11 protein-coding genes are annotated in these 13,458 nt (G+C 72.0%); 10 read left to right on the forward strand and 1 reads right to left on the reverse strand.

The window, feature by feature from the left end; all coding sequences use genetic code 11:
* The 8 genes from ABZZ79_RS19765 to ABZZ79_RS19800 are packed head-to-tail and all read left to right on the forward strand — an operon-like array spanning position 1 to position 7,963.
* Complete coding sequence (locus ABZZ79_RS19765) at positions 1-1,074, forward strand: FAD-dependent oxidoreductase (RefSeq protein WP_356690385.1); 1,074 nt, start codon at positions 1-3, stop codon at positions 1,072-1,074.
* On the forward strand, positions 1,071-2,369 hold the full coding sequence (locus ABZZ79_RS19770) for an ATP-grasp domain-containing protein (RefSeq protein WP_356690387.1): 1,299 nt from the start codon (positions 1,071-1,073) through the stop codon (positions 2,367-2,369). The genes ABZZ79_RS19765 and ABZZ79_RS19770 overlap by 4 nt, the downstream gene beginning before the upstream one ends.
* Complete coding sequence (locus ABZZ79_RS19775) at positions 2,366-2,710, forward strand: hypothetical protein (protein WP_356690389.1); 345 nt, start codon at positions 2,366-2,368, stop codon at positions 2,708-2,710. Before ABZZ79_RS19770 ends, ABZZ79_RS19775 begins: the two co-directional genes overlap by 4 nt.
* Positions 2,707-4,062 (forward strand): FAD-binding oxidoreductase, encoded by a 1,356-nt coding sequence (locus tag ABZZ79_RS19780; protein ID WP_356690391.1) that lies wholly within the window; start codon positions 2,707-2,709, stop codon positions 4,060-4,062. Before ABZZ79_RS19775 ends, ABZZ79_RS19780 begins: the two co-directional genes overlap by 4 nt.
* Positions 4,063-4,080: 18 nt before the next feature.
* The gene (locus ABZZ79_RS19785; RefSeq protein WP_356690393.1) at positions 4,081-4,602 is read left to right on the forward strand and encodes a flavin reductase family protein; all 522 of its coding nucleotides are present in this window, start codon (positions 4,081-4,083) and stop codon (positions 4,600-4,602) included.
* 2 nt (positions 4,603-4,604) lie between these two features.
* On the forward strand, positions 4,605-5,792 hold the full coding sequence (locus tag ABZZ79_RS19790) for an acyl-CoA dehydrogenase family protein (protein WP_356690395.1): 1,188 nt from the start codon (positions 4,605-4,607) through the stop codon (positions 5,790-5,792).
* 52 nt (positions 5,793-5,844) lie between these two features.
* The gene (gene ddaH, locus ABZZ79_RS19795; RefSeq protein ID WP_356690397.1) at positions 5,845-6,690 is read left to right on the forward strand and encodes a dimethylargininase; all 846 of its coding nucleotides are present in this window, start codon (positions 5,845-5,847) and stop codon (positions 6,688-6,690) included.
* Positions 6,691-6,721: 31 nt separating this feature from the next.
* Positions 6,722-7,963, forward strand: a complete 1,242-nt coding sequence (locus ABZZ79_RS19800; protein WP_356690399.1) for an ATP-grasp domain-containing protein — start codon at positions 6,722-6,724, stop codon at positions 7,961-7,963.
* 200 nt (positions 7,964-8,163) lie between these two features.
* On the opposite strand, the gene ABZZ79_RS19805 is transcribed toward ABZZ79_RS19800, so the two are convergent.
* A complete protein-coding gene (locus ABZZ79_RS19805) occupies positions 8,164-9,312 on the reverse strand; it encodes an MFS transporter (protein WP_356690451.1) in 1,149 nt (382 codons plus the stop codon).
* 189 nt (positions 9,313-9,501) lie between these two features.
* Here ABZZ79_RS19805 and ABZZ79_RS19810 point away from each other — a divergent pair, with 189 nt between their 5' ends.
* Positions 9,502-10,365, forward strand: a complete 864-nt coding sequence (locus ABZZ79_RS19810; protein ID WP_356690401.1) for a hypothetical protein — start codon at positions 9,502-9,504, stop codon at positions 10,363-10,365.
* Between the two features lie 11 nt (positions 10,366-10,376).
* Positions 10,377-13,418: a caspase family protein gene (locus ABZZ79_RS19815; RefSeq protein WP_356690403.1), complete on the forward strand. Its 3,042-nt coding sequence runs from the start codon at positions 10,377-10,379 to the stop codon at positions 13,416-13,418.
* The last annotated feature ends 40 nt before the right edge of the window (positions 13,419-13,458 follow it).

Genomic DNA, 13,458 nt, shown 5'->3' on the forward strand with positions numbered 1-13,458 from the left:
ATGCCCACCGAAAAGCGACGGATACTGGTGGTCGGCGCCGGTGTGACCGGGCTGCTCTCCGCGGTGCGGTGTGCCCTGGCCGGACACCACGTCACCGTCCTGGACCGGGACGCCATTCCGAACCCCGGTTCCACCTCCTTCGACCAGCACCGGGCCGTCCGCGCCCTCGACACGCACGACCTGGCCGCCTCCCGGCGGATCGCGGTGGCGCACCGGCGCTGGATGGGGCTGGAGGCACTGACCGGCTCCAAGTTCTACCGCCGGGTGGGCATGATCACCGCCTGGCCGGAGGACGACGTCGACGCGGTGATGTCCGCGGCGGCCGCGGCGGACCTCCCGGTCCGTCTGATCGAGCCGGACAGCGTTCCCCATGTCCGCTTCCCCGACGGCACGGTCGGGGTCCTGGAGCGGCACGGCGGCATCCTGCTCGCCGACCACGCACTGCAGGTCCTGGTGCGCTGGCTCACCGAGCAGCCGAACGTGGCGCTGCGCCCCTGGCAGGAGGTCAAGGCGGTGGACCCGGGGACCGGCCGGGTGTACCTGCCCGACGCCGAGAGCCTGGACGCCGACCTCACCCTGGTCGCCACCGGCCCCTGGTCCAAGGACCTGGTCGACATCCCGATGGTGCTGCACCGCCAGACCCTGGTCTACCTCAAGCCGCCGGAGCAGCTGGCCACCGCCTGGGAACGCACCCCTGGCGTCGGCCGGATCGGCACCTCGGGCCAGGCCTGGCTGCTGCCACCGGGCGACGGGACGCTGCTCAAGGTCAGCTCCGCCGTCGCCTGCCGGGAGGCCCACATGGTCACCGCCGGCACCCCGGACGAGGAGCGCCAGTGGGCCGAGCAGGTGCTCTCCGAGCAGATCGTGAGCGAGCCCCACCGCTACACCGTGATGGCCGTCAAGCGCTGCCACTACCTGGTGGACGCCCAGACCGGCAACTCCCACCTGGTCCGCATCGGCCCGAGCACCTGGGCGCGGACCGCCAGCGGCGGCGACGGCTTCCGCACCGCGCCACTGGTCGCCGAACGGATTCTCGAAGCACTCACCACGGACTTCCGAGAGGAGTCGATATGACCGCCGACGACCGCGTCCTGCTGGTGATCGGCAGCGGGCTCAAGGTGTACCGCGAGTACCTGATCGAGTCCGCCGCCCGGCGGGCCGCCGAACTGGACCTCAAGCTGGTCCTGATCAACAACCTCAAGCCCACCTGGCAGCAGGGCTACTTCGACGAGATCACCGTGGTCAACGTCTTCGACCACGAGGCGCTGCGCGCCGCCGCCCGGGAGATCGCGGGCCGCCGCAACGTCGTCGGACTGTTCTGCTACGACGAGCCGCTCGTGATGCCCTCCGCCGAACTGGCCGCCGAGTTCGGCGTCCCGGGCCTCGGCCCCGACGGGGTGCAGGGCTGCCGGGACAAGCACCGCACCCGGTCGATACTGACCGCGGCCGGACTGCCCCAGCCCGGCTTCGAGCTCACCGACACGCTGGAGCAGGCCCGCGAGACCGCAGACCGGATCGGCTACCCCGTGGTCGTCAAACCGCGGGCGCTGGGCGCCTCGATGGGCGTCGTCCTCGCCGAGGACGAGTCGCAGCTGGACCAGGCCTACCTGATCGCCTCCAACGCCAGCCTGGTCGGCGACGAGCCGTTCCGCGGCGGGGCGATCGTGGAGGGCTACGCCGACGGCCCCGAGATCAGCGTCGACGGAGTGGTGCACCAGGGCGAGTACCGGGTGATGTTCGTGGCCCGCAAGGAGACCGGCCACTACCCGTACTTCGAGGAGGTGGGCCATGTCGTCGACGCGGCCGACCCGCTGCTGGCGGACCAGGAACTGATCGACGTCCTGACCAAGGCGCACGAGGTGATCGGCGTCGAGAACGGGCTGACCCACACCGAGGTCAAGCTCACCTCCTACGGCCCGGTGATCATCGAGATCAACGGACGGCTGGGCGGCGACCTGATCCCCTTCCTCGGCCGGATCGCCACCGGCATCGACCCCGGCGAACTGCTGGTCGAGGTCGCCTCCGGACACCGTCCGGACACCGGCTTCACCCGCCACGGCGTGGCCGGCATCCGCTTCGGCTACCCCACCGAGGACGTCACCGTCCACGAGGTGCGGGTGCCGGAAGGGCTGCCGGGGCTGGTGACCGCCTCCCCGATGGTCGACCCGGGCACCGAGCTGCGCCTGCCGCCCGGCGGATACCTGGCCCGGCACTCCTTCGTGGTCTGCTCCGGCGAGGACCGGGACAGCTGCGAGGAGCGTCTCGCCGCCGCCGTCGTGGCCGTCGAACTGGACGCGGAGCCGCTGGAGCGCAAGGACGTGGCGGCGCGCCTGGAGATGCCCGCCGGACTGCTGGACGTGGACAAATGAGCATCGACTACGACGGCCGCCGGTTCCGCAAGCTGGCGTCCACGGACGGGGTGACGGCCCGGTACCACCAGAAGGACGACCTGGTCTGGGCGGACTTCGCCGGCGGACCCGTCCGCCGGGGGAGCGTGAACGGGGTCTGTGAGCCCGACGGCACCCTGCGCCTCGCCTACACGATGGTGCTGGCCGGCGGTGACGTGATCTCCGGACGCACCGTCAACACCCCCGAGCGGGACGCCGACGGCGGACTCCTGCTGCGCGAGGAGTGGGAGCGGTACGGGCCGCACGCCGAGACCGGTGTCTCGTACCTGGCGGAAGTGAGAGAACCGGAGGAAGCGGGATGACCGACTGGGAGCGCCTGCGCGAGCAGGTGGACGGAACGGTGCGGCTGCCGGGAGAGCCCGGCTTCGAGGAGAACAGCAGCGCCTTCAACAAGCGCTACGCGGACGTCCGTGCCGCCGGGGTCCTCTCGGTGGCGAGCGTCGCGGACGTCGCCCGGGGCATCACCTGGGCCCGGGAGCAGGGCGTGCCCGTCGTCGCCCGCGGTGGCGGCCACAGCTACTCCGGCCAGGCCGCCACCACCGGACTGGTGCTCGACCTGCACGGGCTGAGGACCATCACGGTGGACCGCGAGCGCGAACTGGTCACGGTCGCCGGCGGGGCCCGCTCCGGCGACCTGTACGCCGAGCTCCAGCGCCACGACCTCGCGGTGCCGCTCGGCAACTCCGAAGAGGTCGGCATCGGCGGCCTCACCCTGGGCGGCGGCGTCGCCGCGGTCTCCCGGGCGTTCGGCCTCACCTGCGACTCCCTGGTGGAGACGGAGGTCGTGCTCGCCGACGGCACGGTCGTCATCTGCAACGAGACCGAGCACCCCGACCTCTTCTGGGCCTGCAGGGGCGGCGGAGGCGGCAACTTCGGGGTCAACACCTCCTTCACCTTCCAGGCCCGGCCGACGGTCGCCAGCTCCACCTGCCTCGTGGTGTGGCCGCTGGACGACGCCGAGGCGGTGCTGCCGGTGATGCAGCGGATCATGCGGGACGCGCCGGACCGCTTCGCCGCCCGGATCGGCGTGAGCCGTTCCTCGGACGACGACGGCATGGTCTCGGTGATCGGCCAGCACCTCGGCCCGGCCGCCGAACTGCGCGAACTGCTGGCCCCCGCGCTGGCGGTGGGCACGCCCGCCAAGGCGGACATCGAGGACCGCAGCTACTGGGAGGCCAAGGACTACCTGCGCCACGAGACCTCCGGCGACCCCTTCGCGGTCCGCACCCGCACGATCGGCGAGCCGCTCACCGAGGCCGGCGTGGACACCCTGCTCACCGCGCTGCGCAAGTGGCCCGGCAGCGGCAACCCGGACGGCGCCGGTATCGCCCTGTTCACCTGGGGCGGCGCCATCAACAAGGTGCCCGTCACCGAGACCGCCTTCCCCCATCGGGACGTGCTCTTCCTGATCTCGATGGACTCCTCCTGGTCCACCGACGACCCCGAAGAGGTGCGCCGGGCCAACCTCGACTGGCTGACCGAACTGCACACCGCGATGGGCGAGCACGCCCGGGACGCCTCCTACGTCAACTTCGCCGATCCCGACCTGACCGAGGCCCAGGCCGCCTACTACGGCCCCAACCTGGACCGGCTTCAAGAGATCAAGCGCCGCTACGACCCCGACCGGGTCTTCACCTTCCACCAGGCCGTCTAACTCTGAGGAGGAACCGTCATGGGAGGAACCGTCATGTCACCCGATCTGCGCGGCGCCATGCGCAACTTCGCCACTGGAGTGTGCGTCGCCACGACCTACGCGGACAACGAGGGCAACCGCCGCCATGACGCGGTGACACTCAACTCGCTGTCCTCGGTCTCCCTCGACCCGCCGCTGGTCTCGCTCTCCCTGCACCGCGACTCCCAGTTCCTGGGGGATCTGCTGGAGACCAAGAAGTGGGCGATCTCCATCCTGGACAGCGACGCCGAGTCGGTGGCCCGACAGCTCGCCAAGGGCCGCGGCGACCGCGCGGAAGTGGTCGCCGGCCTCGCGGCCAACCCCGGGCCCGCCACCGGAGCCCTCATCCTCGACGCGCAGAGCGGCATCGAATGCGTGCTCTGCGACAGCTTCGACCTGGGCGATCACACGATGGTGATCGGCGAGGTCGTCTCCACCGGCATCCGTGACCTCCAGCCCCCGCTGCTCTTCCTGCACGGCAAGTTCCAGCAGCTGGCCGGCGCCACCTCCAAGGAGTCCTGACCATGACGAACAACACCGCGGTCCCCAACACCGCCACCGAGATCCTCGCCGCCGCCAAGGCGCTGGCCCCGCAACTGCGCGAGCGCGCCGTCGAGATCGAGCAGAACCGCCGCCTGCCCTCGGACGTCGTCGAACTGATCCGCGCCACCGGAGCGTTCCGGATGGGCTTCAGCAAGGCCTGGGGCGGCCCCGAGCTGACCTCCGTCGAGCAGACCGAGGTGGTCGAGGCCCTGGCCTACGGCGACGCCTCGGCCGGCTGGGCCGCCATGATCGGCATGGACTCGGGCCTCTACGCCTCGTTCCTCGACGAGACCGTGGCCAAGGAGATGTTCCCCCGCCTCGACATGACCACCGCCGGCCTGCTCTTCCCCACCGGCCGCGCCGAGAAGGTGGAGGGCGGCTACCGCCTGACCGGCCGCTGGCAGTTCGGCAGCGGTATCACCCACGCCGACTGGGTCATCTCCGGCGCCTTCATCTACGAGGACGGTGAGCCCTACCTGGTCGACGGCTCCCACGACTCCATCCTGCTGATGGTGCCGCGCGCCGACGTCGAGATCATCGACACCTGGAACACCACCGGCCTGTCAGGCAGCGGCAGCTGCGACTACGCCATCCACGAGGTGTTCGTCCCCGAGGGCCGCACCCTCACCTTCGGCGAGGTCCGCAACGGCCAGGGCCCGCTGGCCCAGCCCGAGGTCCACATGCGCAACATGCCCGGCGTCCCGCTCGGTGTCGCCCGCGCCGCCCTGGACTGGGTGCGCGAGCAGGTCCTCGCCAAGTCCAAGCCCGGCGGCGGCGGTTGGAACGACAACTGGCGGGTGCAGGTCACCCTCGCCGAGTGCGAGGCGGACTTCAACGCCACCCGCAGCGCGGTCTACGGCGCGATGCGGCGCCAGTGGGAGGTGCTGGAGGCGGGCGGCACCCTCGACGACCTCACCGCGGAGGAGCGGGCCGCGCTGCCCCTCTCCCGGCTGCACGCCTTCCGCACCGCCCGCTCCATCGTGATGAAGCTCTACGACCTGATGCAGACGGCCGCGATCTACAAGCCGAGCCCGCTCGACCGCTGGCTGCGCGACACCATGACGATGTGCCAGCACGTGGTGGCCCAGGACAAGATCCTGCAGTCCGCCGGCGCGCACCTGCTGGGCAGCAGGCCCAGCTTCCCGCTCAGCCTCGGGATCACCGGCTGACCGCCGGGAAACGCCCACGGCCCCCGTTCCCCACACCCGGAAGGACTCCCGCATGACCGGTCTTCTCGCGCCCGAGGCGAGCCCCGTCCGACGCAAGGCGCGCCTGCGGAACTACGCGATGTGCCGCCCCGAGCACTTCGAGGTCACCTACAGCATCAATCCGTGGATGGACCCGCACAAACCCACCGACAAGGCCCTGGCCCTCGCCCAGTGGGAGAACCTGCGCTCCCTGTACGCCGAACTCGGCCACTACGTGCAGACCATCGAGGCCGCCCCCGGGCTGCCGGACATGGTGTTCGCGGCGAACGGCGCCCTCGTGGTCGACGACAAGGTCCTCATCTCCCGCTTCCGGCACCCCGAGCGCCAGGCCGAGGCCGACCTGTGGGCCCAGTGGTTCCGGGACCACGGCTACCGCGAGATCGTCCAGGCCGACTTCACCAGCGAGGGCGAGGGCGACTACGTCACCACCGGCCGCGCCGTCCTGGCCGGCAACGGCTTCCGCTCCGACCCCCGCTCCCAGGCCGAGGCCGAGGCGCTGTTCGGCCGCCCCGTGGTCAGCCTGAAACTGATCGACCCGCGCTTCTACCACCTCGACACCGCACTGGCCGCGCTCGACGACGACCAGATCGTCTACTACCCCGGCGCCTTCGACGCGCAGAGCCTGCGCGTCCTTCGGGAACTGTTCCCCGACGCCATCCTCGCCGACGAGGAGGACGCCCTGGTCTTCGGGCTCAACCTGGTCTCCGACGGCTACCACGTCATCCTGCCCGAGCCGGCCACGAACCTCGCCGCCCGGCTGCGCGACCACGGCTTCGTCACCTACCACGTCGACCTGTCCGAACTGCTCAAGGCGGGCGGCAGCGTCAAGTGCTGCACGCTCGAGATCCGCCACCCCTGACCCCTCATCGTTCCGGCACAGGAGAAGCCCCATGACCGAGCAACCCTGGATCATCGTCGGCTACGTCAACGTCCTGCCCTACATCAAGGAGTTCGCCCCCGGCTCGGTGATCGTCGTCGACGAGCCGGACGTGATCCGCAAGCTCGACGTCAAGAAGGCCCTGGAGGGGGCCGCGATGCTGCGCGAGCTGATCGAGTGGGAGTATCAGCTCCCCGCCGCGGCGGACGAGTTCTACAACACCTACCCCGACCTCGCCCCGGCCGTGGTCGCCCCGCTCGTCGAGTACGCCACCCCCTTCGCGGCCCGGCTCGCCGAACGGTACGCGGTGCCCGGCGCGGGAGCCGGAGCCTCCCAGGTGATGCGGGACAAGTCGCTGCTGCGCCGCGTCAGCCGCGCCGCGGGCGTCCTCAACCCGGCCTCCGCGGAGGTCACCTCCCCGGACGAGGTACGGGAGTTCGCCGCCGCCCACCCCGGCTCGCTGGTCCTCAAGCCCGCCAACCGGCAGGCCTCCGTCGGCACCAAGGTGCTCCACGAGCTGGACGACCTGGACGCCGCCTGGACGGAGTGCGTCAGCCAGGACGAGGGCAACCGGGTGCCGGACCGTGAGCGCGAACTGCGCATGCTGATCGAGGAGTTCGTCCAGGGCGACGAGTTCAGCGTCGAACTGCTGGTCCACGAGGGCGAGGTGCTGTTCTCCAACGTCACGGGCAAGATGCTCTACCCCGGTCCGCGCCCGATCGAGCGCGGCCACACCGTGCCGGCCGCCGGCATCCCGGACGAGCTGAGCGAGCTGATGGTCTCCCAGACCGAGACGGTGGTCCGCGCGGTCGGCTTCGGCAGCGGCATCGTGCACTGTGAGTGGATCGTCAGCGACGGCCGCCCGTACCTGGTGGAGTGCGCCGGCCGGTTCCCCGGCGACGGCATCCCGATGCTCATCGAGGAGGCGTACCGGATCAACCTCGCAGGAGCGTTCTACGAGGTCATGCAGGGCCGCCGCCCCGAGGGCCTGCCCCAGAGCGCGGCAGGCGGTGCCGCCGTCCGCTTCATGGCCGCCGCGCCCGGCGAGGTCGTCTCCGTCGACGGCGCCGAAGAGGCCGCCCAACTGCCCGGCGTGCTCTCGCTGTCGATGCACCTCAAGCCCGGCGACACCGTGAACGAGCTGCGCAGCTCCTGGGACCGGGTGGGCTCGGTGATGACCAGGGGAGCCACTTCGGACGAAGCCCTGCGCAACGCCGAGGCGGTGGTCGACGCGATCCGCATCACCACCGCTTGAGCACGCGACACCAGGCACGAGGCCACGGCCCGGTGCCTGGGCCGGAACTGACGAGAGCGGCGAGGCCGGATCCCGTGACCCAGGAAGAGTCACGGCCCCGCTCGCCGCTGTCCGGCGTGCCGGGACTCACTCCCGCGCGACCGATGGCGGCCGTTCACCGCTGTACACGGCCTCGGGCCCGTGCCCGGGGAGCCGGCCGTTCACCGCTGTGCCGTCCGCGACTGACCGCGCACGCCCGCGCAGGCGATCAGGGCGCCGAGGGCGGTCACGACGGCCAGGGCCGCGTAGCCGTAGGCCAGGGTGAGCGCCGAGGCGACCCCCGCGACCAGCAACGGGTCGCCCGCGTCGCCGAGTTCGCGGCCCAGTTCGGCCGCGCCCATCGTCTGGCCGACGCGCTCGGCGGGAGTGGCCGAGGCGAGGGCGGCGAAGCCGAGCGGGGTGATCAGACCCGTACCGGCGCCGATGAGCGCGGCCGCCACGAGAACGCCCGCGACACCGGGCAGCACGGCCGCGAACAGACCGGCCGCCGTGGTGCCGAGGCCGACGGCCAGGCCCCTACCGGTGCTCAGCCGGCCCGCGTCCAGCGCGCGTCCGGCGTACGGCTGGACGACGGCGGCGGTGGCGGCGAGCACGGAGACCGCGGCGCCGGTCGCCACGGTACCGAGACCGGCCGCAGCGCCGGAGACCGGCAGGAAGCCGACACCGACGGAGAGCGCCGCCGTGGCCGCGGCCAGCGCGGAGGCCGGGGCGAGGAACCAGCGGTCGGCCAGGCGGCGGGCCAGGTCCAGCAGCGTCTGGCGCCGCTTGGGCAGCGGCGGCACGGCCGGGACGGCGAGCGTGGCCCACACGGCGACGGCCGCGGCCAGGACGGCCAGCACGAGGAAGAGCAGGCCGAGTCCGCCGGCCCAGACCAGGACGCCGCCGAGGAGCGGGCCGAGCGTGTAGCCGAGGGACTTGGAGAAGCCGTAGGTGCCGAAGGCACGGCCGTGCCTGGCCGCCGGGTTGAGCCGGGCGACGAGCGCGGAGGCCGCGGGGGAGAAGGCGGAGGCGGCGGTGCCCTGGCCGAGGCGCGCGGCCCACAGCCAGCCCGGACTGCCGGCCGCGACGTACAGGGCGGACGCGAGGGAGAACGCGACCAGGCCGCCGACCAGGACGGGCTTGGCGCCGATCCGGTCGGCCAGGGAGCCGAAGACGGGCTTGAGGACGACCTCCGCGCCGTCGTACAGGGCGAGCAGTCCGCCGAGCACCAGCAGGGACGTGACGGCGTCGGCGGAGAAGCCGCCCAGGTTGGCGGCGATGCCGTGCGCGCCGAAGGCGGTGGTGAAGCCGGCCGCGTGCAGGGGCCACATCCGGGGTACGGGTGGGGTGGCGGTGGCGCTCATCGGGTGTCCTCGCGGTGTTCGTGGAGGTCCTGAAGACCAGGCGCACGGGCTGGAACGGGGGTCGATTTTCACTCATCCGGGGGTGCCTGTCGTCCAAGCAGGTCGTTGACGATGCAACTCCCCCTATAATTCTGGTCCGTTGAAACAGGGGGCTGCATGTCGCACGTGGTGATGTGTCACGGCATCGGGTATCAGTACAAGCATCGCGAGACATCACGCACGGAGTGGTACGAGGCCCTGCGCAAGTCCCTGACGGACGCCGCACTCCCGGTGCCCGCCCCCGAGCTGGTCGACGCCGTCTTCTACGGGAACTGCTACCGCAGCCGCAAGGGCAAGGGCGCGGTGACCGAGGACGAGTTCGCCGACATCCCCGACTTCACCGCCGACGATGTGACCCTGCCCCTGGAGAGCGAGCTGCTGGAGGCCTTCGCCGAGGGACTCGACGTCCCGACGGGCGGCGGCAAGGGGCTCACCCAGGCGGCGCTGCGCAAGCTGGAGAAGTCCGAGAAGCTGGGACGTCCGGCGTCCGGTGTGGTCATCTGGCTCGTCCGGCAGGTCCGCCGCTACCTCGACGCCGAGGACAGCGTCCGCGCCTGCGCCCAGCAGCGGTTCGAGCGGGTCGTCACCCCGGACACCCGGGTCGTCGTGGCGCACTCGCTCGGCTCGGTCGTCGCCTACGAGGCGCTGTGCGCCCACCCGGAGTGGAACGTCGACACGTTCGTCACCCTCGGCTCCCCGCTCGGCCTCGGTCTCGTCCAGGACCGCCTCCGGGTGCCCGACGGCGTGACCTGGCCGCAGGTGAACCGCTGGGTCAACATCGCCGCCGACGAGGACCCGATCGCCCTGGTGAAGAAGCTCGGCCCGGCCTTCGGCGACCGCGTCGAGGACCGCCTCGTCGTCAACACGCCGTGGTACAGCCCCGGCAAGTACGCCCTCGGCGGGCACTCCGTGATGCGTTATCTGTCCACGGCCGAGCTCGCCGAGGCGGTCGGGGACAGCCTGTCGGCCACCGAGCGGTGACGGTGGCGGCGGTGGACGTGGCGGCCGGTGCGGGCCGCCCCGAGCGGGTCGCCCTGGTCTCGGGGACCAGCGACTTCGGCAGCGGCTTCGAGCGGCTGATCCGGGTGCCCGACGAACTGCGCATGATGAAGGCCGTCCTGGCCGAATCGGCGGGCTACACCATCCACCCCGAGTCGCGGCTCAACCCCAGAGCGGGCGACCTGGAGAGCAGTTTCCGCCGTGCCGCCCGCGGCGGCGACGACGGCCCCCCGCCCGACGTGCTGCTCTTCTACTACTCCGGTCACGCCGTCGAGCTCAGCCGCGGCCGGCTCACCATCGCCGCGGCCGACAGCGAGAAGGACAAGGGCGAGACGCTCGTCAGCCTCGACACCCTCTTCGAGTTACTCGTGGAGACCGGCGAGCCCCGCCCCCGCGAGGTGATCATCCTGCTCGACGCCTGCCAGGCCGGACTCGCCGTGGCCCGGCTGGAGCAGCGGGTCGCGGAGGAGCGGCTGAGAGGCACCCGGCTCCCCGTCCTCTCCGCGATCGGCGCCATCGACCGGCTGCGGGAGGCCAAACAGCTCCACTTCGTCGACTCCTTCGCGGCTGCCCTGCGCACGACGAAGGCCGAGGACACCGAGCAGTACCTCTCCATGGAGCGGCTGGGCACCGAACTCGCCGCCCGGATGGCGAAGCTGGTGGGCGACGAGGGCCCGCCCACGCCCGAACTGCTGTACGCCTTCCGGGAGTCCAAGGCGTTCCTCAACCCCAGGTATCTCGGGGACAAGCAGGTACGCCGCCCGCTGGAGGCGGCCGACTCCACCGGCTGGGCGTTCTGCGGGCGCGGCAAGGCGGTCGGCGCGGTCGTCGCCTACCTCCAGGGCACGGACCCGGGCGGCCTGCTGGTGACCGGCGCCGCCGGCTCGGGCAAGTCGGTCCTGCTCGACTGGATCCACACCGGTGCCAAGGGCGTCGCGCTGCCGCCCGGCCCCGACGCGCCCGAGCCCGCTCCCGAGGGCTGCCTGGACCTCCTGATGGACGTACGGGGCATGACCCCGGAGGTCGCCGCCTGGAGCCTGAGCGCCGCCTTCCCGGTGACCGAGGGCGACGCGCGCGATCCCCAGGCCGTCGTCGAGGCCGTCGCGCGCGAGGCCGCGCGGCGAACCCTCAGACTCTGTTTCGATTCCGTCGACGCCTCTCCCACCCCTGACGCGCTCCACACGTCGCTGCTCGCCCCGCTGGCCGCGCTGGACAACGTCCGGGTCGTGATGGCGGGCAGCCAGGTGCCCCCGGACTTCGCCGGGCGTGAAGTCGACCTGGACGGGCCCGAGTTCTTCGCCGAGGGGGACGTGGAGGCGCTCGTCGCGCACGTCCTGCGCCACCGCCGCGACACCAACTGGGCGCATCTGGACCAGCAGGCGGTCGACGACATCGCGCGCGCCACGGCCCAGGCGGCCGGCCGGTCGTGGCTGAGGGCGTATCTTTTCGCCGTGTCCCTGAGTTCCGAGGACCCGGCCAAGGCCCAGGTGCGGGCCGACCGGACCACTGCGGACCTGTTCCTGGAACGGCTCAGGTCGCTGGACGAGGACGAGCCGCAGTGGGCGCTGGACCTGTTGCTGCCGGTGGCTCTCGCGCAGGGCGAGGGTCTCCCCGACGACGGCCGGCTCTGGGCCGCCGTCGTGGCGGAGGCGAGCGGCCGACGGGTGTCGGTCGGCGAGCTGGCACACGTACAGGAGTTGGCAAGGGAGTTCCTCGCTGCTCCGGAGGGCGGCATGCACGGACACGGCTGGAGGTTCCAGGGTTCGCCCCAAGCCGAGTTCCTCGTCCGGGACAAGGGAGAGGCCGTGGCACACGCCGCGTTCGTCGCGGCACTGGCCGCCCGGCTGCCCAAACGGGCCTCGGGCGGGCGGGACTGGACGGCCGCCGACCGTTACACGCGTGAGCACTTCGCCCATCACGCCCGGCTGGCCGGCCTGCTGCGCGACTACCTCGTCGAACCCGAGTTCCTGCTGATGATGAACTCCGAGGCCCTGAACCGGGCCCTGATCCTCATCCAGGAGGGCGCCGGGGACTGGGTCGCGCACGTGCGGCGGCTGTGCACCGAACTGAACCGCGCGGACCGCACGGACGGCAACACCCTGTCCCGCCTTGCGCTGCTCGCCCAGGTGCACGACCTGCCCGAACTGGCGCGGCGCGCCTGCGAGGCGGCCATCGGCTGGCAGCCCTCCCTCACCTATCACGACGGCCCGGCCCGGAGCGTGCACTGCGTTCCCGGCGGCGGCGAACTCCTCGTCGACGACGAGGGCGAGGTGCAGCACCGCTCCGCCTCCGCGCAGCCCACCTCCTGGCAGCGACTCGCCCTGACGTGGCGCCGCGACCTGGTGACCACCACCTCCCTGGTCGACGTGGGCGGCCCCGCCCTGCTCGCCGGTGAGGCCTCGGGCCGGGCCTGGATCCAGCGCATGGACGGCGAGGGCCAGGAGTTCGACGACCTGGAGCTGGACTGTCCGCTGGTCGCCTGCCGGATGAACGAGGCTGGCCTGCTGTTCGCGGGCACCGAGGGCTGGCAGTGGCGGCAGGCCGGCGTCAACGGCCCGGTCGTCCCCCGGGACCGGCTGCGCTTCGGCGGCGCGACGGCCGCGGTGTGCGAGGGCGTGCCCCACGTCGCGGCGCGCACCGCGCGCGAGGTCACCGTCTGGCACGCCGACGGCACCTTCCAGCACACCTACCGGCCGGAGCAGAAGCTCGGCCTCACCGCCATCGCCTCCGACGACGAGGGCGTCTACACCGGAGCCGGCGACGGCACCGTCGTGTGGAGGTCCTGGGACGGCGCGTGGGTCGAGGACGTCACCCGGCACACCAGCCAGGTCACCCAACTGCACGTGCACACCGGACCCGACGGCCCGCTGCTGGTCAGCGCGGGCAAGAAGGGCGACATCAGGCTGACGCCGCTGAACGACGGAGGCAGGCCGTACGACCTCGTCCTCGGCCTCGACGTCACCTCGGTGGACGTCGACGCGCGGGGACAGCTCGTCGTCGGGACCAGCGCGGGCGTGGTCCGTATCACCCGCTGAACCACCCGCTGAACAGCAAGCGGCGAGTCCCGGGGCGCGC

This window comes from Streptomyces sp. NPDC006458 (genome assembly GCF_040612135.1).
Lineage (GTDB): Bacteria > Actinomycetota > Actinomycetes > Streptomycetales > Streptomycetaceae > Streptomyces.